The sequence below is a fragment of the Roseobacter sp. HKCCA0434 genome, from assembly GCF_032464675.1.
GTDB lineage: Bacteria > Pseudomonadota > Alphaproteobacteria > Rhodobacterales > Rhodobacteraceae > Pontivivens.
Genome location: NZ_JAWDKL010000031.1, coordinates 15,303 through 34,580, shown reverse-complemented (window position 1 = coordinate 34,580; position 19,278 = coordinate 15,303). Strand labels below are relative to the sequence as shown.

Annotated in this window: 18 protein-coding genes, 1 tRNA gene and 1 pseudogene; 11 read left to right on the top strand and 9 right to left on the bottom strand. The window is 68.7% G+C overall.

What is annotated here, in order from left to right; genetic code table 11:
• Both RX333_RS15455 and RX333_RS15450 read right to left on the bottom strand, forming a co-directional pair.
• A pseudogene (locus tag RX333_RS15455) lies at positions 1 to 317 on the bottom strand (M48 family peptidase); the annotation flags it as partial.
• Positions 317 to 1,549 carry a polyhydroxyalkanoate depolymerase gene (locus RX333_RS15450; protein ID WP_316015855.1) on the bottom strand — a complete coding sequence of 411 codons (1,233 nt, stop codon included), beginning with the start codon at positions 1,547 to 1,549 and terminating at the stop codon, positions 317 to 319. The gene RX333_RS15450 and the pseudogene RX333_RS15455, both read right to left, overlap by 1 nt.
• A gap of 162 nt (positions 1,550 to 1,711) precedes the next feature.
• On the opposite strand from RX333_RS15450, the gene RX333_RS15445 reads away from it, so the two are divergent.
• The 6 genes from RX333_RS15445 (at position 1,712) to RX333_RS15420 (ending at position 6,036) form a co-directional block, all read left to right on the top strand.
• Positions 1,712 to 2,044 (top strand): TIGR02300 family protein, encoded by a 333-nt coding sequence (locus tag RX333_RS15445; RefSeq protein ID WP_316015854.1) that lies wholly within the window; start codon positions 1,712 to 1,714, stop codon positions 2,042 to 2,044.
• 61 nt (positions 2,045 to 2,105) lie between these two features.
• A tRNA-Ala gene (locus RX333_RS15440) sits at positions 2,106 to 2,181 on the top strand.
• A 123-nt stretch (positions 2,182 to 2,304) separates the two neighbouring features.
• Complete coding sequence (locus tag RX333_RS15435; RefSeq protein WP_410056091.1) at positions 2,305 to 2,727, top strand: YeeE/YedE family protein; 423 nt, start codon at positions 2,305 to 2,307, stop codon at positions 2,725 to 2,727.
• On the top strand, positions 2,727 to 3,155 hold the full coding sequence (locus RX333_RS15430) for a DUF6691 family protein (RefSeq protein ID WP_316015852.1): 429 nt from the start codon (positions 2,727 to 2,729) through the stop codon (positions 3,153 to 3,155). Before RX333_RS15435 ends, RX333_RS15430 begins: the two co-directional genes overlap by 1 nt.
• A gap of 1 nt (position 3,156) precedes the next feature.
• Complete coding sequence (locus tag RX333_RS15425) at positions 3,157 to 4,059, top strand: MBL fold metallo-hydrolase (protein ID WP_316015851.1); 903 nt, start codon at positions 3,157 to 3,159, stop codon at positions 4,057 to 4,059.
• Between the two features lie 81 nt (positions 4,060 to 4,140).
• The gene (locus RX333_RS15420; protein ID WP_316015850.1) at positions 4,141 to 6,036 is read left to right on the top strand and encodes a PhoX family phosphatase; all 1,896 of its coding nucleotides are present in this window, start codon (positions 4,141 to 4,143) and stop codon (positions 6,034 to 6,036) included.
• 55 nt (positions 6,037 to 6,091) lie between these two features.
• Here RX333_RS15420 and RX333_RS15415 read toward each other — a convergent pair whose 3' ends face one another.
• Positions 6,092 to 6,496: a metallopeptidase family protein gene (locus RX333_RS15415; protein ID WP_316015849.1), complete on the bottom strand. Its 405-nt coding sequence runs from the start codon at positions 6,494 to 6,496 to the stop codon at positions 6,092 to 6,094.
• 115 nt (positions 6,497 to 6,611) lie between these two features.
• On the opposite strand from RX333_RS15415, the gene gltX reads away from it, so the two are divergent.
• Both gltX and RX333_RS15405 read left to right on the top strand, forming a co-directional pair.
• The gene (gene gltX, locus RX333_RS15410; protein WP_316015848.1) at positions 6,612 to 7,931 is read left to right on the top strand and encodes a glutamate--tRNA ligase; all 1,320 of its coding nucleotides are present in this window, start codon (positions 6,612 to 6,614) and stop codon (positions 7,929 to 7,931) included.
• Positions 7,932 to 7,986: 55 nt separating this feature from the next.
• A complete protein-coding gene (locus tag RX333_RS15405; protein ID WP_316015847.1) occupies positions 7,987 to 10,479 on the top strand; it encodes a methyl-accepting chemotaxis protein in 2,493 nt (830 codons plus the stop codon).
• Here RX333_RS15405 and RX333_RS15400 read toward each other — a convergent pair.
• The gene (locus tag RX333_RS15400) at positions 10,424 to 12,292 is read right to left on the bottom strand and encodes an ABC transporter ATP-binding protein (protein ID WP_316015846.1); all 1,869 of its coding nucleotides are present in this window, start codon (positions 12,290 to 12,292) and stop codon (positions 10,424 to 10,426) included. The genes RX333_RS15405 and RX333_RS15400 overlap by 56 nt on opposite strands.
• Positions 12,289 to 14,127 carry an ABC transporter ATP-binding protein gene (locus tag RX333_RS15395; protein WP_316015845.1) on the bottom strand — a complete coding sequence of 613 codons (1,839 nt, stop codon included), beginning with the start codon at positions 14,125 to 14,127 and terminating at the stop codon, positions 12,289 to 12,291. The genes RX333_RS15400 and RX333_RS15395 overlap by 4 nt, the downstream gene beginning before the upstream one ends.
• A 134-nt stretch (positions 14,128 to 14,261) precedes the next feature.
• On the opposite strand from RX333_RS15395, the gene hemF reads away from it, so the two are divergent.
• Both hemF and RX333_RS15385 read left to right on the top strand, forming a co-directional pair.
• Positions 14,262 to 15,149 carry an oxygen-dependent coproporphyrinogen oxidase gene (gene hemF / locus RX333_RS15390; RefSeq protein WP_410056090.1) on the top strand — a complete coding sequence of 296 codons (888 nt, stop codon included), beginning with the start codon at positions 14,262 to 14,264 and terminating at the stop codon, positions 15,147 to 15,149.
• Positions 15,146 to 15,727, top strand: coding sequence for a hypothetical protein (locus RX333_RS15385; RefSeq protein ID WP_316015844.1), 582 nt, complete (start codon positions 15,146 to 15,148; stop codon positions 15,725 to 15,727). The genes hemF and RX333_RS15385 overlap by 4 nt, the downstream gene beginning before the upstream one ends.
• Here the strand turns inward: RX333_RS15385 and RX333_RS15380 are convergent.
• From RX333_RS15380 to RX333_RS15365, 4 genes are read right to left on the bottom strand one after another with little or no spacing between them, the layout of a single operon-like run.
• Positions 15,724 to 16,305, bottom strand: a complete 582-nt coding sequence (locus RX333_RS15380) for a LysE family translocator (protein ID WP_316015843.1) — start codon at positions 16,303 to 16,305, stop codon at positions 15,724 to 15,726. The two genes, RX333_RS15385 and RX333_RS15380, sit on opposite strands and share 4 nt — an antisense overlap.
• Complete coding sequence (locus RX333_RS15375) at positions 16,302 to 16,913, bottom strand: LysE family translocator (protein ID WP_316015842.1); 612 nt, start codon at positions 16,911 to 16,913, stop codon at positions 16,302 to 16,304. Before RX333_RS15375 ends, RX333_RS15380 begins: the two co-directional genes overlap by 4 nt.
• Positions 16,914 to 16,964: 51 nt before the next feature.
• Positions 16,965 to 18,089, bottom strand: a complete 1,125-nt coding sequence (locus RX333_RS15370) for a CCA tRNA nucleotidyltransferase (RefSeq protein ID WP_316015841.1) — start codon at positions 18,087 to 18,089, stop codon at positions 16,965 to 16,967.
• Positions 18,079 to 18,705, bottom strand: coding sequence for a CoA pyrophosphatase (locus RX333_RS15365; RefSeq protein ID WP_316015840.1), 627 nt, complete (start codon positions 18,703 to 18,705; stop codon positions 18,079 to 18,081). Before RX333_RS15365 ends, RX333_RS15370 begins: the two co-directional genes overlap by 11 nt.
• Before the next feature lie 45 nt (positions 18,706 to 18,750).
• Here RX333_RS15365 and RX333_RS15360 point away from each other — a divergent pair, with 45 nt between their 5' ends.
• Positions 18,751 to 19,278 (top strand): DUF4329 domain-containing protein, encoded by a 528-nt coding sequence (locus tag RX333_RS15360; RefSeq protein WP_316015839.1) that lies wholly within the window; start codon positions 18,751 to 18,753, stop codon positions 19,276 to 19,278.

Below are 19,278 nucleotides of genomic sequence, written 5' to 3'. Positions count from 1 at the left end.
GGCGCGTGCAGCACGCCCGCCTCGGCCCGGATGCCGCGCCGGTCGGTCAGGGCGACGCGGTGCAGGGAGCCCTCGACCGGGATCCGCGTGCCGTCGGCGATGTCCACGGGCTGCGGCGTGCGCGACAGGGCGGCGCGCAGCCAGTCCTCCCGCTCCACCAGGAAGCCGTCGATGGTCCCCTGCCCCACGCGGCGCGGGGCTGTCAGCACCGGATCGCCGCCGATGGACGGCACGCGCAGCGTCAGTTGCCGCGCGCGCGGGGAGCGGCGCAGCTCCACCGCGATGGGGGGATCGCCGACCGTCAGCCGCTCACCCATCAGCCGCGATGCGCCGCCATGAACTCCGCCACCTTGGGCTGGATGAACTGCCGCCAGCGCGAGCCGTTGAAGACGCCGTAATGGCCGACCTTCTCCTGCACGTAATGCAGTCGCTTGTCGTCGGGCAGGTTGGAGGCGAGGTCGTGCGCCGCCTCGGTCTGGCCGAGACCGGTGATGTCGTCCTTCTCCCCCTCGATGGTCATCAGGGCGATGTCGGTGATCGCGGACGGGTTCACCGGGCGGTCGCGATAGACGTAGTCGCCGGTGGCGAGCAGGCGTTTCTGGAACACCCGCTCGATGGTCTGGAGGTAGAATTCCGCCGTCAGGTCCATCACGGCATTGTACTCGTCGTAGAAGGCACGGTGCTGGGCCGCGCTGTCGCCGTCGCCCTGGATCAGGTGGCGGAACTGGCGGACATGCGCGTCGACATGCCGGTCCATGTTCATCGACATGAAGCCCGACAGCTGCAGGAAGCCGGGATAGACCCGCCGCAGGAACCCCTTGTTGGGGAAGGGGACGGTCACGACGACGTTGTTCTCGAACCAGCTGAGCGGCCGCGAGGTGGCAAGGTCGTTGGGCTGCTTGGGATTGCGGGCCGTGTCGATGGGGGAGCCCATCAGCGTGACGGAGGCCGGACGGCCGGGATCCGCGTCCTCGGCCATCAGCGAGGCCGCGGCGAGCACCGGCACGCCGGGCTGGCAGACGGCGAGGACGGCGGGACGCTCCCCATGCTCATCCGTCAGATACCGGCAGAAATCCATCACGTAATCGGTGTAGTCGTCGAGGTCGAACACCCCGTCGAGCAGCGGCACGTCGCGCGCGTCTATCCAGTCGGTGATGTAGACGTCGTGATCGGGCAGCATCTGCTGCACGGTCCCGCGCAGTAGCGTGGCGTAGTGGCCGGACATGGGGGCGACGATCAGCACGGGCTGCTGTTTCGGCGCGCCGCGCTTGGCGAAGTGCAAGAGCTCGCAGAAGGGCAGCTCCAGCACCACCTCCTCCTCGACGCGCAGCTTGCGGCCGTCGAGCTCGACCGTTTCGATGCCGAACTCGGGCTTGCCGTAGCGGCGGGTGGCGTTGATGAACATCTCGCAGGCCGCCGCGGTGGCGCGGGCCTGATAGGTGCCGGATATCGGATTGAAGGGAGAGGCCAGCATCTCCTGCCCCATCCTGGCCGCCTGGCGCATCGGCCCGATGGCCGCATGCGTGAACTCGTAAGCGTGATACAACATTGCCGTCCCCGTACGTCTTTTTTGTTTGCGCCTGCGAAGATGCGCCCATTTCGACTGCGACGCAACACGCACGCTGCGGAATCGGGGGTAAAGCCTTTGACAACATCCGGGCGCTGTGGCACGGGACATCGTCTTTACCTACAGGAACACGAGGAATGTCGGATGCCTGAACAGGAATGGGGCACGAAGCGGCTCTGCCCGAATTGCGGGACACGGTTCTACGATCTGAACAACGATCCGACCACCTGCCCGAACTGTGGCACGGTGCACGAGCTGTCCGCCTTCGCCCTGACGAAACCCAAAGGCGCGCGCGCCGAGGCGGCCAAGAAAGAGAAGGCCAAGCCCGAAACCGCGGCCGAGGACGATGTCGAGGACGTGCTCGACGACGATGACGACGATCTCGACACCGATGACGACGCGATGCTCGACGACGACGACGATGACGACGTGTCGCTGGACGAGATCGCCGAGAAATCGAGCGACGACGACGACTGATTTTTCGCTTGCGCGGCATCGGCGTGCGTCATAGACACACGCCGGTATCGCGGATGCGATCGGGGCCTTAGCTCAGTTGGGAGAGCGCTTGCATGGCATGCAAGAGGTCAGGGGTTCGACTCCCCTAGGCTCCACCAAATTCCCCCTCAATTCGAAATTGGATGGCGGACGCCAGGTGGCCTGGCGGTCTTGATTCCCGCGCATCACGACACATTCTCCTGTTTGAATTTGAATGGAGGGCGTGCCGCGTGCTGGCGACTGTGGAGACCGAGTTCACCCCGTGGCTGTCGCTGTTGGGCGGCGTGCTGATCGGACTGTCGGCGGTGATGGTGATGGGCGGGCTGGGCCGCATCGCCGGGATCGTCGGGATCACCGCCGCGGCGATGAACGGGCGCGAGATCGGGTGGCGCGTGCCTTTCGTGCTGGGCCTGCTCGCCGCCCCGCTGCTGTGGTTGCTGGCGAGCGGCGGCTTCCCTGAGCAGACGGTGCCCGGCAACCTGGTCGCGATGGGATTGGCGGGGCTCCTGGTCGGGATCGGCACGGCGCTCGGCTCGGGCTGCACGTCGGGGCACGGGGTGTGCGGGCTGGCGCGGCTGTCGGGCCGGTCGCTGGCCGCCGTCGTGACCTTCATGGCCTTCGCGGCGATCACGGTCTTCGTGCTGCGGCACGGGGGGCTGGGCTGATGCGGGGGCTGTTCGGGTTCGCCGCCGGACTGGTCTTCGGCATCGGGTTGATCGTGTCGGGCATGGCCGATCCGGCAAAGGTTCTCAATTTCCTCGACATCTTCGGCAGTTGGGACCCGTCGCTGGCCTTCGTGATGGGGGGCGCGTCGTTGACGGCCTTCGTCGGCTACAGGCTGGTCTGGATACGGCCGAAGCCGTTGCTGATGCCGGACTTCCAGATCCCCGACAAGACCCGCATCGACCGGCCCCTGCTGACCGGGGCCGCCATCTTCGGCATCGGCTGGGGGATCGGCGGGTTCTGCCCCGGCCCCGCCTGGACCGCGCTGCCGATGGCGGCACCCGGCACGCTGGTCTTCGTGCCGCTGATGCTGGTCGGGATCCTGATCGGGCGCCGCATGCAGGACCTGCCGTTCTTCAAGGGAGAGTGAGATGACCGACGCCCCGATCCGAAAGTCGCCGTCGACCGGCGCGGGCAGTCCCGATGTCTGGGGCCTCTACGAGCCCGATACCGGCTCGATCCAGTATGTCTGCGCCTGCCCCGAGACGAAGCAGGCCGCACTGATCGACGTGGTACGCGACTTCGACCCGCAGAGCTTCGCCACCGGGACGAAGGCGATGGACCGGGTGCTGGATCTCGTGGCGCGAGAGGGTCTGGAGGTGGTGCAGATCCTCGACACCCATCCCCATGCCGATCACCTGATGGCCTCCGCCCTGCTGGCCGAGCGGACCGGCGCGCCGACCGCGATCGGGGAGAAGGTTCGCGAGATCGCGGAGCTGTGGCGCGACCTCTACCACCTGCCCGACGCGTTCGACGCGGAGCAGGATTTCGACCGGCTGCTGGCCGATGGGGACGAGGTGCGAATCGGCAAGCTGACCGCGCGGGTGGCGCTGTCGCCGGGGCATACGCTCGGCTCGATCACCTATCACGTCGGCGATGCGTCCTTCGTGCACGACACGCTGATGATGCCCGACATGGGGTCGTCGCGCTGCGATTTTCCGGGCGGGTCGGCGGCGGAGCTGTGGGACTCGATCCGCGCGATCCTCGACCGGCCGGGGGAGACGCGGCTGTTTATCGGGCACGATTACGGCACCGAGGAGCGGGACGAGCCCGCTTGGGAGGCGACGGTGGCCGAACATCGCGCCCGCAACAAGCATGTGCGCGACGGGATCACCAAGGCGGAGTTCGTCGAGACGCGCGAGGAGCGGGACGCCACGCTGGGCCTGCCCGACCGGATGCTCGCCGCCTTGCAGATCAACCTGCGCGGCGGACGTTTGCCGGAGGCGGAGAGCGACGGGCACCACTACCTCAAGATGCCGGTCGACCGCTTCTGACAACCGGAAGCGTCACAAAACCGCAGCAGGCCGCGCCTAGCGTTCCGGCGACGATCATCGATTCGAGCCGGAGTGCCAGACATGAAAGATATCGACACCCGCCACCTGTCCTGGGACGAGTGGGACGAGCTGAACAATCCCCGCCCCGAGGAGTCGGGTTTCGACCGCGTGGTCGAGGCCGCGATTTCCCGCCGCGGCTTCCTGGGCGGCGTGGTCGCCTTCGGCTCGGGCGCGGCCGTGATGGGGGCGGGCACGCTCCTGTCCGGGACCGCGGCCCGCGCGCAGGGCGCCAGCCGCTTCGACTTCACGCCGATCGAGATCCAGACGGATTTCACCGTGCATGTGCCCGAGGGCTACAGCTGGAAGCCGATGGCGAAATGGGGCGACAAGCTGTTTTCCGACGCGGCGGAGTTCGATCACGAGACGGGCGGCGACCTCGCATCCTCCGACCGCATCTTCGGCGAGAACACCGACGGGATGGAGCATTTCTCGGTCGAGGGCGCCGAGCTGATCGCGGTGAACCATGAATATGTGAACCCCGACGAGAACCTGCCGCAGAACGAGGACGGCATCCCGGCGACCGCGGAGGACGTGCGCAAGCTGCAGAACCTGCAGGGCGTGACCGTGATGGAAGTGGCCGAAGGCCCGGACGGGTGGGCCATCGTGGTGGACAGCCCCTATAACCGTCGCATCACCCACACCACGCCGATGCGCATCTCCGGCCCGGCGGCGGGTCACGACCTGCTCAAGACCGAGGCCGATCCCGAAGGTGTCGAGGTGCTCGGCACGCTCAACAACTGCGGCGCGGGCAAGACGCCGTGGGGCACCTACCTGACCTGCGAAGAAAACTTCAACGGCTATTTCGGCGCCGCCGATCCCGAGGTCGAGTTCTCCGCCTCCGAGGCCTATGCGCGCTACGGCATCGGGTCCGAGGGCCGCTATGCTTACGAAAAGTTCGATCCGCGCTTCGACGTGGCGACGAACCCGAACGAACCCAACCGCTTCGGCTACGTCGTCGAGATCGACCCGGCGAACCCGGACTCCATGCCGGTCAAGCGCACCGCGCTGGGGCGTTTCAAGCATGAGAACGCGGCGACCGCGCTGGCCGAGGACGGGCGCGTCGTCGTCTATCTCGGCGATGACGAGCGGGGCGAGTACCTCTACAAGTTCGTGTCGCGCGATGCCTATGAGGAAGGTGGCGAAACCTCCACCCTGCTCGACGAAGGGCAGCTCTACGTCGCGCGCTTCGAAGAGGACATGACCGGCGAGTGGGTGGCCCTGACGCCCGAGGCGACCGGCATGGCGGATGCGGCGGAGATCGCGATCCACACCCGCATGGCGGCCTCGGCGGTCGATGCCACCACCATGGACCGTCCCGAATGGGTCGCGGTGAACCCGGTGGCGGCGGAGGCCTATTGCGCGCTGACCAACAACCGCAATCGCGGCCTGCGCGCCAATGCGGGCGGCGACGAGACGCCGGTGAACGGCCCCAACCCGCGCGAGGCCAACAATTACGGCCAGATCGTGCGCTGGTTCCCGACGAACGGCGATCACGGCGAGGCGGGCTTCACCTGGGATCTCTACGTCATGGCGGGCAACCCGACCGTGGCCGAAGGGCCCTATGCCGGGTCCGAGAACGTGAACGCGGGCAACCTCTTCAACTCGCCCGACGGGATGATGTTCGACTCCACCGGCCTGCTGTGGATCCAGACCGATGGCGACGACTCCAACGAGGGCGAGTTCGCGGGCATGGGCAACAACCAGATGCTGGCGGGCGACCCCGAGACGGGAGAGATCGTGCGGTTCCTGACCGGGCCGAACGGGTCGGAAGTGACGGGCCTGACCTGGTCGGCGGACAAGCGGACGATGTTCGTGGGCATCCAGCACCCGGCGGCGCCGTTCCCCGATGGCGAGGGGATGCTGCCCCGCTCCACCGTCATCGCGGTCAAGCGCGACGACAACGGCGTGATCGGCTGAGACCGTCCCGAGGCTGATCGGACGGCGTGCGGAGCGATCCGCGCGCCGTTTTCCGTCACAGCGTCCAGTCCTCGATCTCGGCGATCCGGGCGTCGCTCCAGCCGAAATGATGCGCGATCTCGTGGATCAGGACGTGGCCGACAAGGTGTTCGAGGCCGATATCGCCGCGCTCCACCCATTCGTCGAGGATGGCACGGCGGAACAGGCGCACCCGGTCGGGCCGGTCGACGGGGGCCTCGTGCGACTTCTCGGTCAAGGGAATGCCCTCGTAGATGCCGGTCAGCTCGAAGGGCGAGGGGATGTGCATGTCCTCCAGCGTCTCGTCATCGGCGAAATCCTCGACGACGATCAGCAGGTCCGTGCATTGCGCGCGGATGCCGTCCGGAAGCGCGTCGAAGGCGCGGCGGGCCATCGCGTCGATCTCGGGTAGGCCGGGGGGCAGGATGTCCTCGTGTTCCATGACGGGCGAGGTAAGCCGCGTGCGCCCACGCGCAAGCCCGCGAAGTTTGCCCTTAAAGGCGGCGCGCGTTGGCGTTATGTAGGCGGCCTGACACCTCCCAGCCCCGAAGGCCGCCATGACCGTCACCCGCTTCGCCCCCTCGCCCACCGGATACCTGCATATCGGCAACCTGCGCGCGGCGCTGTTCAACTGGCTGATCGCGCGCAAGGCGGGTGGCGAGTTCATCCTGCGGCTCGACGACACCGATCCCGAGCGGTCGAAGCAGGAATATGCCGACGCGATCCGCGAGGATCTGGATTGGCTGGGCCTGACCTGGGACCGGGTGGAGCGGCAGTCGGACCGGCTCGACCGCTATGCCGAGACGGCGGAGGCGATGCGCGGCGACGGGCGGCTCTACGAGGCGTTCGAGACGCCGACCGAGCTGGACCTCAAGCGCAAGAAGCTGCTGAACATGGGCCGCCCGCCGGTCTATGACCGCGGTGCGCTGGACCTCACCGACGAGCAGAAGGACGCCCTGCGCGCGGAACGGGGCGGACACTGGCGCTTCAAGCTCGACCACGCGCGGATAGAGTGGGAGGACGGCATCCTCGGGCCGATCTCGATCGACGCGGCCAGCGTGTCCGACCCGGTGCTGATCCGGGGCGATGGGCAGGTGCTCTATACGCTCGCGAGTGTGGTGGACGATACGGACATGGGGATCACGCATGTCGTTCGCGGCTCGGACCACGTCACCAACACCGCGACGCAGATCCAGATGATCGAGGCGTTGGGCAAGCCGGTGCCCGTCTTCGCTCACCACTCGCTTTTGACCGGGCCGCAGGGCGAGGCGCTGTCGAAGCGGCTGGGCACGCTGTCGCTGCGCGACCTGCGCGCTGCTGGGATCGAGCCGATGGCGATCCTCAGCCACATGGCGCGACTCGGCTCCTCCGACCCGGTGGAGCTGCGGTCGAGCCATGCGGAGTTGATCGAGGGGTTCGACCTCGGGCGCTTCGGTGCCGCCCCGACCAAGTTCGACGAGGCCGACCTGCGCCCGCTGACCGCGCGCGTTCTGCACGGGCAGGATTTCGCGACCGTCGCCCCCGCGCTGGCGCGACTGGGCATCGAGGGATCGCTGGCCGAGCCATTCTGGGACATGGCGCGGGAGAACGTCACGGTGCTGTCGGATGCCGCCCCGTTGTGGGACATCGTGCAGAACGGGGCCGAGCCGCTGGTGGCCGAGGAGGACCGCGAGTTCGTCGCAGACGCCTTCGCCAACCTGCCCGCCCGTCCCTGGAATGAGACGAGCTGGTCCGACTGGGCCGCCACGATGAAGGAACGCTCGGGCCGCAAGGGCAAGCAGCTGTTCATGCCGCTGCGCAAGGCGCTGTCGGGGCTGGAGCGAGGGCCCGACATGGGCAAGCTGATGCCCCTGCTGCAGAAGGACCCGCGCGGTTAGTGTTGCCTTAAGACCTGTGCGCTAGGGCTGTCGGATCACGGAGATCCGGCACCCCATGCACACGTCCATCGCTACGCGTTTCGTCCTGGCCTTCCTCGTTGCCGTCTGCGGGCTGGCGGGCACCGTCGGCTTCGTCTGGTGGTCGATGGGATCGGTGCAGAGCCTGCTCGAGGACTACAGCGACAAGAGCGAGGACCTCGCCCTCCTCCATTCGCTGCAAAGCGATTTCGGCCGGGCCCAGCGTGCGGCCACCCAGGACCTCACCCGCCACAACGATCGGCTGCGCAACCTCGTGCGCATCCAGTTCCGCAGCCTGATACGGGAGTTCGACACGCTCGACGAGGTCTTCGCCGACCGCGACGATCTGGAAACCTATAGCACGTCGCTCGCCGACATGGTCTCGGGCTATTTCGAAGCGTTCGAGCGGGCCTTCGGCATCCAGGACGCCCTGCGCGAAACCGGGCGCGAGGCCGACCGCCTGTTCCAGAGCGCGGAGGCCCAGCTGCTGACCCTGCTGCGCGACCCGAATTTCCAGTCGACGCCGGAACGGGAGGCGCTGCTCTACGATGTGCGCGACGCGTTCCACATCGCCCGCAGATCGGCGCGCGAATCGAACTTCCACATGAATGGGGCGCTTCTGGGCACCATCCGCATACGGGTGACGGCGACGTACGGCATCGCAAACCAGTTCACGCCACTCATCGAAGATACGACGAGCAGCGGCCGACTCATGGTCTTCATCGGCCTCCTGTCCGATACCGACGATGCGCTGCGCCAGCTCGAGCTGCTCGACGCCGACATGCGCCGCCTCGAACGGATCACGCTCGATCGCGAAGGGCCACGCATCTACAATGCATTCGAGCTGCTGACGTCGAACATCGCCAACCAGCAGGACCTGATCGGCGAGCAGAGCCGCACGAACGCGGCGACGGCCCGCCGGCATACGACGATCATCGCCGGGCTGGTGACGCTCGCGCTGATCGCGCTGACGCTCGCGAACATGATCTCGGTCCTGCGGCCGCTGCGCCAGTTGAAGGACGCGACCGACAATATCGTCGCCGAGCGATCCGCAGGTGCCTTGCCGATTTGGCGTCGCGACGAGCTCGGCATCATCGCGCGCAGCGTGGCCAAGATCGAGGAGCGGGGCGCCTCGGCCCGCCGCATCCGCGACGCGCTCGACAGCTCGGACATGCTGCTGCTCGTCGCCCGTAGCACGGACGACATCACCTATGTCAGCGGACCGTTGCAAGACCTGCTGAGGCGGACCGATCTGTGCGGCAATCCTCTCGTATCGCTCGCCGAACATGACGAGGAGCTGTCGGACGCCCTGGCGGAGGGGCGCGACTGCCAGCGCACCATCCTTCTGGACGGGCGGCATTACGAGGCAAGCCTGCGCGTGAACACCGAGGACGGTCTGGGCGGCGGCTACGTGATGCAGATCGTGGATCGCACCGCGCCTCGACTGCTGCAGCAGGATATCCAGACGATGGTCTCCTCGGTGCTGGAGGGCGATTTCACCAAACGGATCGAGGTCCGGGGCCAGACCGGCTCCCTCGCGCAGATCGGCCATGACGTCAATCGCCTCTCCGACACGTTCCGCCAGGGATTCAGCGAGGTCGGCGCGGCGCTCGCCGCCCTCGCGCAGGGCGATCTGACACGCAGGATGGAGGGGCATCACGAAGGCACCTTCGCCAGCCTGCAACGTGACCTGAACGATTCGCTGAGCCGTCTTGCGGAACTGGTCGGCGACATCGCCCTGACGGGAGAGGCACTCGCCCATCACAGCTCCGAAGTCTCCGACGATGCGGACGACCTGTCGCGCCATGCCGAGGCGCAGGCGGCCTCGCTCACGCAGTGCAGCGGCAAGATGACCGAAATGACCGCCGCGATCTCCTCGACCTCGGACAATGCGAACGCCCTGCGTGGTCAGTCCTCGCGCACCTCCGCCGAGGCGAGCGAGGCCGCGCGGATCGCCCGCGGAGCGCGGTCGGCGATGGATCAGGCCGAGTCGGCCTCGGGCCGGGTGCGGGAAATCGTGGCGCTGATCAATGCCATCTCGTTCAGGACCAAGCTGCTGGCGCTCAATGCCGCCGTGGAGGCCGCACGCGCGGGCAGCGCCGGTCGCGGTTTCGCGGTGGTCGCGTCCGAGGTCCGCAGCCTCGCCGATCAGACCGCCGATGCGGCGCGGGAGATCTCGACCCTGATCGCGACGAGCGTGACCCATGTCGAGGAGGGCTCCGCCCGCGTGATCGAGACGGAGGACCGGCTGACCCAGATCGTCGAGGCCGTGCACCGGATGAACGACGCCATCATCGCAATATCGGAGATGTCGGGAGAGCAGGCGGACTCGATCTCCGAACTCAGCCGCGCGATCAACGATATGGAGTCGGCGACGCAGCAGCAGGCCACCCTGGCCGATGATGGCGCGCAGAGGGCGGGCAGCCTCAAGCACGGTGCGGCCCGGCTGCAGGCGCTGATCGCCGAATTCACCGTCAGGCCCGCCGAGCCCGACCTTCTGCTGCTGCCGCCTCCGCGACGGTCGGCGTGAAGGTGCCGGTCTGACGCTGCCAGAAGTCGTGATAACGCCCCCGTCGCTCGAGCAGCGCCTGATGCGTGCCGATCTCCACGACGCGGCCCGCCTCCAGGACCGCGATCCGGTCCATGTCGATCAGAGTCGACAGGCGATGCGCGATCGCGACCACCGTGCGGCCCTGCATCAGACCTTCGAGCGCACGCTGCACGCCGGCCTCCGTCTCCGAATCGAGCGCCGCCGTCGCCTCGTCGAGCAGGAGGACCGGCGCATCCTTGAGGAAGGCGCGCGCGATGGCGATGCGCTGGCGCTGACCGCCCGACAGCCGGACGCCGCGCTCGCCCAGATGGGCGTCGTAGCCGCGCCGCCCATCCGGATCGGCCAGGTCTCGGATGAACGCGTCGGCCTGGGCGAGGCGGGCGGCCTCCCTGACCTCCTCCGGCGTCGCCTCGGGCCGACCATAGGCGATGTTGTCATAGGCGGAGCGGTTGAACATCGACGTGTCCTGCCGGACCATCGCGATCGCGGCGCGCAGGTCGTCCTGCCGCAGCTCGCGCAGGTCGATCCCGTCGAGCCGGACCGCGCCGCGTTCGACATCGTAGAGCCGCAGCGCCAGCGACAGCGCCGTGGACTTGCCCGCGCCCGACAGTCCGACGAGGCCGACCTTCTCACCCGCCGCGATGTCCAGGGTGAGGCCGTTGAGGCCCTCGGCGCTTTCCTGTCCGTAATGGAAGGTCACGTCGTCGAAGGACACCCGGCCCTTCACCTGCGCCAGTGGCAGCGGGCGGGGCCCGTCCGGCAAGGCCACGCGAGGCGCGAGGGTCTGCAGGCCGTTCTCGATCTCCCCGATATTGGCGAAGATGCCCATTGCCACGAAGCTGATCCAGCCCGACATCTGCCCCAGACGCGTGGACAGCAGGCCCGCGATGGCGATGTCGCCCGGTGTGGCCTGCCCCGTCTGCCAGGCCAGCAGCGACACGCCGATCAGCCCGACCGGCAGCGCACCGGCCAGCAAAGCGAGCCCGCCGCGGAACAGCACCGAGATCTCGCCGAAACCGATCAGCTTCTCGCGCAGGTTGGCCATCGCGTCCTCGGCGGCCGCTTCCTCCCGCCGACCGGAGGCGAAGAGCCGCACGGTCGCCATGTTCGACAGCACGTCGACCAGTTGCCCCGAGAGGCGGGCGCGGGCCCCGGCGCGCGCACGGGCCCGCGCGCGGACCCGCGGCAGGAAAAAGCGGATATAGGCGAGATAGACCGCGAACCAGACGCCCAGCACGATCCCCAACCGCGGGGAGACCTGCAGCAGAACCAACATCGCACCCGCAAGCACCGACAGCGCGTAGGCCAGCGAGTTCACGACCTCCGACAGGATCGAGCCGATGGCCGACACGGTCTGTGACTGCTTTTGCGCGATGCGCCCGGCGAAGTCGTTGTCGAAGAAGCGCAGCGACTGTCCCATCGTGTGCCGATTCAGCCGCGCCATCGCCATCGTCGCCGCGTTCGGCGTGATGGCGAGCGCGTTGAGACCCGAGGTGGCGAAGACCAGCGCGGGCCGCAGCAACAGGAAGAAGGCGGCGATCCCGGCCAGCAGCCAGGCGTTGCGCGCCATGAACGCCTCGGCCCCCTGTTCGACGCTGAGGTCGATGACGTAGCCGACCAGCCAGGCCGCGACGGCCTCGCTGACGCCGAGCGCCAGCCCCGCGATCGCGGCGACCAGCAGGACGCGGCGCATGCCCGACAGCGCCCAGCGCAGGAAGGCGAAGAGGGTCTGCGGCGGGTCGCCGTCCGCTGCCGCGAAGGGCGCGACGAGATCGGCGAAGCGCCGGATCACTGGGCCGCCGCCGAGATGAACCCGCCCGATTGCCGCGCCCAGAACCCGGCATAGAGCCCGCCGCGCGAGAGCAGTTCCTCATGCGTGCCGTCCTCAACCACGCGTCCGTCGTCGAGCACTAGGATCCGGTCCATCGCCGCGATCGTGGACAGCCGGTGGGCGATGGCGATGACCGTCTTGCCCTCCATCATGCCGTAGAGCGCCTGCTGGATCGCCGCCTCGACCTCGCTGTCGAGTGCGGAGGTCGCCTCGTCCAGCACCAGGATCGGCGCGTCCTTCAGCACCACGCGGGCGAGCGCGATGCGCTGCCGCTGGCCGCCCGACAGCTTCACCCCGCGCTCTCCGACCTGGGCGTCATAGCCGGTGCGCCCCTGCATGTCGGCGAGATCGAGGATGAACTCGTGCGCCTCGACCCGGCGGGCCGCGGCCTCGATCTGCGCTTGCGAGGCGGTGCCGGTGCCGTAGCGGATGTTGTCGCGCACGGAGCGGTGCATCAGCGAGGTGTCCTGCGTGACCATGCCGATGGCGCGGCGCAGGCTGTCCTGCGTGACCTGCGAGATGTCCTGCCCGTCGACCTCGATCCGACCGCTCTCCAGCTCGTGGAAGCGCAGCAGCAGGTTGACCAGCGTGGACTTGCCCGCGCCGGAGCGGCCGACGATGCCGACACGTTCGCCGGCCTTGATGGTGAAGCTGACATCGGTCAGCCCGCCGTTCGACCGGCCGTAATGGTGGCTGACGCCGTCGAAGCGGATGGAGCCGCCGTCGAGGTTCAGCGTTTCCGCCTCCGGCGCGTCGAGCAGGTCGATGGGCTGGGCGATGGTCTCCATCCCCTCCTGCACCACGCCGAGATTCTGGAAGAAGCTCGACAGTGCCCACATGATCCAGCCGGTCATGGCGTTGAGCCGCAGCACGAGCGCCGAGGCGGCGGCGACCGTGCCGACACTGCCGATCCCCTGCTGCCACAGCACCATCGCCCAGCCGATGACGGCGACGATCAGTGCGCCGTTGATGACCAGCAGGCCCAGCTCCATCCACGTGATCAGCCGCATCTGCTGCTGGAACTTCACCCGCGCATTTTCGATCGCCTCCCCGGCGAAGGCCTCTTCTTCCTGCGTATGGGCGAAGAGCTTGACGGTCTGGATGTTGGTGTAGCTGTCGACGATCCGCCCCGTGATGGCGGAGCGGGCGTCGGAGAACTCCTTGGACGCCCGGCCGATGGCGGGAATGATGTAGTAGCACAGCGCGACATAGGCGATCGCCCAGACGATCAGCGGCAGGGTCAACCGCCAGTCGGTACCGCCGAGCAGCACCAGAGCGCCGAGCAGGTAGATGATGGCGTAGACCAGCGCGTCGAAGACCTGGAACACCGCCTCGCCCGTCGCGGGGGCGGTCTGCATCACGCGGTTGGCGATGCGCCCGGCAAAATCGTTCTGGAACCAGCCGACCGATTGGCGCAGGACGTGACGATGCGAGCGCCAGCGCACCAGCGTCGCGATGTTCGGCATCAGCGACTGGTTGAGCAGCATCGCGTTCGCGATCTGCGCGATGGGCCGGATCAGCAGGATGAAGAGCGCGATGAAGACGAGTTCCACTCCGTGATCGGCGAGGAAGGTCGCGGGGCTGCTCGCCTCCAGCAGATCGACGACGCGGCCCGCGTAGTAGATCAGCCCGACCTCCACCGCCGCGACGATCAGCGTCGTGACCAGCGTCCAGATCAGGACCTGACGGAACGGAACCATGTAGGCGCGCAGGAACGGCCACAGCCCATGTGGCGGGGTGTCGGCGTCGCGGTAGCGCTGGTAGGGGTCTACCGCTCTTTCGAAGAATGCGAACATGGGGCTGGCCTTTCGCGCGCGAAACTGGCGCGGCTCGCCTGCCATGTAACGCCGATATGCGACAGAACAACCGGGCCTCGCCCTCTTTTGCCCGCGCGGCGCGGGTGCCATAAGGGCGGCGAGGAGGCCCGAGCATGGACATGATCGAAGAGAAACGCCGCGCCGCGGACTGGTTCGCAAGCCTGCGCGACGCGATCTGCGCCGCGTTCGAGGGGCTGGAGGACGCGCAGACCGAAGGGCCCTTCGCGGATCTGCCGCCGGGACGGTTCGAGCGCAAGCCGACCGTGCGCCACTCCGACGATGGCTCGGACGCGGGCGGCGGCGTGATGAGCGTGATGCGCGGCGGGCGCTGCTTCGAGAAGGTGGGCGTCAACATCTCGGAGGTCTACGGCACGCTGGGCGAAGGCGCGCAGCGTGCGATGGCCGCGCGCAAGGATATGCCGGGCATGGCGGGCGATCCGCGCTTCTGGGCGTCGGGCATCAGCCTGGTCGCGCATATGCGCAGCCCCAAGGTGCCGGCGGTCCACATGAATACCCGCATGTTCTGGACGCCGCATGGCTGGTGGTTCGGTGGCGGATCGGACCTCAACCCGATGCGCGAGGTGGCGGAGGACACCGCCTTCTTCCACGCCGCTCAGAAGGCGGCCTGTGATCCGCACGGGGCGGAGCTTTACCCCCGCTACAAGGCGTGGGCGGACGAGTATTTCATGATCCGCCACTGGAACGAGGCGCGCGGCGTCGGCGGCATCTTCTACGACGATCATTGCACAGGCGACTGGGAGGCGGATTTCGCCTTCACCCAGGATGTCGGGCGCGCTTTCCTGAAGGCCTTCGTGCCGCTGGTGGAGCGGCGCATGTTCGAGGACTGGACCGAGGAGGACCGCGCGCACCAGCTGTTCCGGCGCGGGCGCTATGCCGAGTTCAATCTGGTCTACGACCGCGGCACGACCTTCGGCCTGCAGACCGGTCACAATCCCGAGGCGGTGCTGATGAGCCTGCCGCCGCTGGCGGCCTGGCCATGAGGATCGCGATCATCGGCTGGGGTTCGCTGATCTGGGATCTGGAGATCCTGGCCCCGCAGGTCGCGGGCGACTGGCGCATGGGGGCGGGGCCGATGTTCCCGCTGGAGTTCTCCCGCATCTCGCCCAAGCGCAAGATGGGTCTGGCCGTGTGCCTCGATCCCGAGAACGGCGACCAGTGCCCGACCCATGCCATCGCCTCGATCCGAGACGTGCTGGAGGAGGCGGTCGAGGACCTCGCCGCACGCGAGCGGGCGCCGGTCAGCCGGATCGGCTGGGCGACGGCGCAGGAGAGCTTCGGCAGGCTCGCCCCGGTCAACGACCTCGCGATGGCGTGGTGCGCGGCGTCGGACGAGTTCGATGCCTGCCTGTGGACCGATCTGGAGCCGAATTTCGAGGAGCGCGAAGGCATCCCCTTCACCGTGCCCGACGCCATCGCCTATCTGCGCACGCTCGATGCCGAGCAGATCGAGGAGGCGCATCTCTATATCGAGGAGGCGCCGCCCGCCACCGATACGCCCCTGCGCCGCGCGCTGGACGAGGATGCATGGTGGCGGGGGCTGCGATCCGCGCGCGGCTAGAGGAACACCATCCCCGCCGACGCCGCCATCGCCAGCGCCATCACCCGCATGAAGCGCCGCCACAGCGCCTCGTCCCGCAGGAGGCGGCCCAGCAGGTGCCCGGCGCTGGTCCAGAACAGGCAGACGCCGAGGTTGATGACCGAGAAGGCGACGGCGAGTGTCAGCCCGGCCCCGACCGCGCCCCGCTCGGCCACGAAGGAGGAGGCGGCGAGCGCCACTGCCCAGACCTTCGGGTTCACCCACTGGAACAGCACCGCTTCGAGATAGGTGAAGGGGCGGCCCTTCCCTTCGGCCCGCGGGGCGGAGGTCGAGCGCCACAGCCGCCACGCGAGGTAGAGGATCCAAGCTGCGGCGACGAGTTTCAGCAGCCCCTCCAGCACCGGCAGCGCGGTGATCGCGGCGCCGAGGCCCAGCCCCGTCAGCCCCGCCGTGATGCCCACGCCCGACGCGACGCCGAGGATATGCGGCAGCGTCGCGGCGAAGCCGAATCGCGCGCCCGAGGCCGTCAGCAGGATCACGTTCGGCCCCGGCGAGAACAGGCCGGTGAACACGAACCAGGCGAGCGGGGCGGGAATCAACCCGGCCTCAGATCGGCGAAGATCAGGCCCACCACGGTCAGCACGATCAGCCCCGCCATGCAGGCGTTGAAGGCGAACATCCGCGCCCGCGTCGACAGGACCCGCTGCAGCGCCGCGCCGAAGGCGGACCAGCCGGTGGCCGAGGTCAACCCGATCAGCGCGTAGACGCCCGCGACCGCCGCCGCTTCGCTGAGCGGGTTCTGCCCGGTGACGAACTGCGTGATCATCGAGACGGCCATGACCCAAGCCTTCGGGTTCACCCATTGGAAGGCAGAGGCCTGCAGGAACGTCCAGGGCCGCGCCGCCCCCTCCGCCTGCCCCGGCGGCTTCGCGTTCAGCGTCTTCCACGCGATCCAGAGCAGAAGCGCCGCGCCGATCCAGCGCAGCACCTCGCCCAGCAAGGGTTGCGCGACGAAGACCTGCCCCAGCCCCAGCGCCATGACGAAACACATGACCGGGAAGCCCAGCGCCACGCCCATCGCGTGCGGCAGCGTGCGCCGGAACCCGAAACGCGCGCCGGAGGAGGCGAGCAGGGCGTTGTTCGGCCCGGGCGTCCAGACGGTTCCGGCGGCAAGCGCGACGATGGCGATGACGGTCTCGATGGGCATGGCGGGACCATCGGGCGGCCTGAGCGCGGCGTCAATCGCGGCATTGTACGCCTACGCCGACCCCACCTCGGCGAGAAGCGCGTCGCGATCGAGGGTGAAGCGCGATGCGATCCACAGATCGCGCAGCCGTGACAGCTCCGCCCCCAAGGCGGGCCCCGGTTCGATCCGCCCGGCCAGATCGCGACCCGACAGGGGGAACCGCGCCGCCGCGCCCAGAGCCAGCTCTCCCAAACCCTGCGCATCGAGCGTGCCGCGCAGCGCCAGCACGTCGCGCGCCGCGTCCGCGCCCAGCAGATGCCCCAGCGCGTGCGGCTCGGCCTCGGGCGCGGAGCGCAACCGCGCGACCTCCGCCTCCTCGGCCTTCGACAGGCGCAGCCGATCGCGCGCGCCACCCAAGGCAGCAAGACGGCGGGGCCAGTGCGGGGCGAGATCATGGTGCCGCTCGACCGCCTCCAGGCGGCGCAGCGCGTCGAGGTCGAAGCCCGGCAGCACAGGGGTCAGCACACCGGCCCCGGCCATCGCCGCCACGGTCCCGGCAGGGGTCTGCGCGCCGAGCAGCTTGCGCATCTCGGCCCCGATCCGCTCCGCCGACAGCCGGTCGAGCTTCGCGGCATGGCGCGCCGAGGCCGCGACGCCCGCCTGCCCCGGCTCACCGGTGCCGTAGATCGCGTGGAAGCGGAAGAAGCGCAAAATGCGCAGGTAATCCTCGGTGATCCGCGCGTCCGGGTCGCCGACGAAGCGGACCCGGCCCGCACGTGCATCCTCCACCCCGCCCAGCGGATCGACCACCGTGCCGTCGGCGCGCGCATAAAGCGCGTTCATCGTGAAGTCGCGGCGGCTCGCATCCACGGCGGCATCCTCGGCGAAGGCGACCGTGGCGTGGCGACCGTCGGTCTCCACATCCCGGCGGAAGGTCGTGACCTCGAACGGCGTGCCGTCGATCACCAACGTCACCGTGCCGTGGTCGAGCCCGGTCGGCACCGCCTTGACCCCGGCCTTTGCCGCGCGCGCGAGCACCTCCTGCGGCGGCAGAGGCGTCGCGATGTCCACGTCGTTGATCGGCTTGCCCTGGATTGCGTTGCGCACGGCGCCGCCGACGATCAGGGCGCCCTCGCCCGCGATGCGCAGCGCGGCTTGCGTGGCCGGGCGGCTCAGCCAGTCGCCTTCAATGCGCATGGGTGAGATCCGACAGCGATTTCAGCACCCGCGCCGTCGCGCCCCAGATGTAATAGGGGCCGTAGGGCATGGCGTAATAGCGGCGGACATGCCCGCGCCAGGCGCGCCCGTGCACCTGCCGGTTCGCCGGATCGGTCAGGAAGGCGAGCGGCACGGCGAACGCCTCCTCGACCTCGCCCGCCTCGGGGACGGGCACGAAATCGGGCGGGATGAGGCCGACGAACGGGTGCATGCGGAACCCCGTCACCGTCTCGTGCACCGGCAGTTCGCCCAGGATCTCCACCGCGTCGCGCGGCAGGCCGATCTCCTCCTCCGCCTCGCGCAGGGCGGCGGCGCGGGCATCGGCGTCGGTCGCGTCGATCTTGCCGCCCGGAAAGGCGACCTGGCCGGGGTGCTGCTTCAACTGCGAGGAGCGCCGCGTCAGGATCACGTCGAGCCCGTGCGGCCGCGCGATCACCGGGCACAGCACCGCCGCGGGCCGCAGCACGCGGTTCGGCGGCAGCAGCTTCGCCACCTCGGCGTTCAGGTCGAAATCCGAGGACGGATCGGGCGCGGGCCGGGCGAGCGCGGCGCGCAGGCGCGAAAGGTCGCGGTCGGCGGGGGTGGGTTGCTCCATCCTCCGGTGATGGCCTAGCGTGACCGGCGAAGCAAGGGAGCCGTCATGCTGCGCCACATCCTCGCCCTCCTCCTCGCCGCCGCACCGCTGGCGGCGCAGAACATCGACAAGAACCCCGAGCATTCCGCCGCCTACCATGCCCTGCGCGCCATTCAGATCCGCAGCATCGAGGAGAGCCGGGAGTTCTGCGGCTTCATCGGCTATGACGAGACGGGCCGGGTGCGCGCGACCCCGCCGACGGTGGGCGCCCATGCCAGTTGCCGGATCAAGGACGCACCGTCGAGCTGGCGGATCGTCGCCTCCTACCACACGCATGGCGGCTGGACGACGACCTATGACGACGAGGTGCCCTCGCCGCAGGACATGCGGTCCGACATGGGGTCGGAGACGAACGGCTACATCGCCACACCGGGCGGGCGGATCTGGTTCTTCGACCACGTGCGCGCGACGGCGATCCAGATGTGCGGGCTGGGCTGCCTGCCGCAGGATCCCCGCTTCACCATGCGCGGAACCCAGGCCGTGCCCGAGCAGCTGACCTACTGGCAGCTGCTCGACCGGTTCGGCGAGGAATAG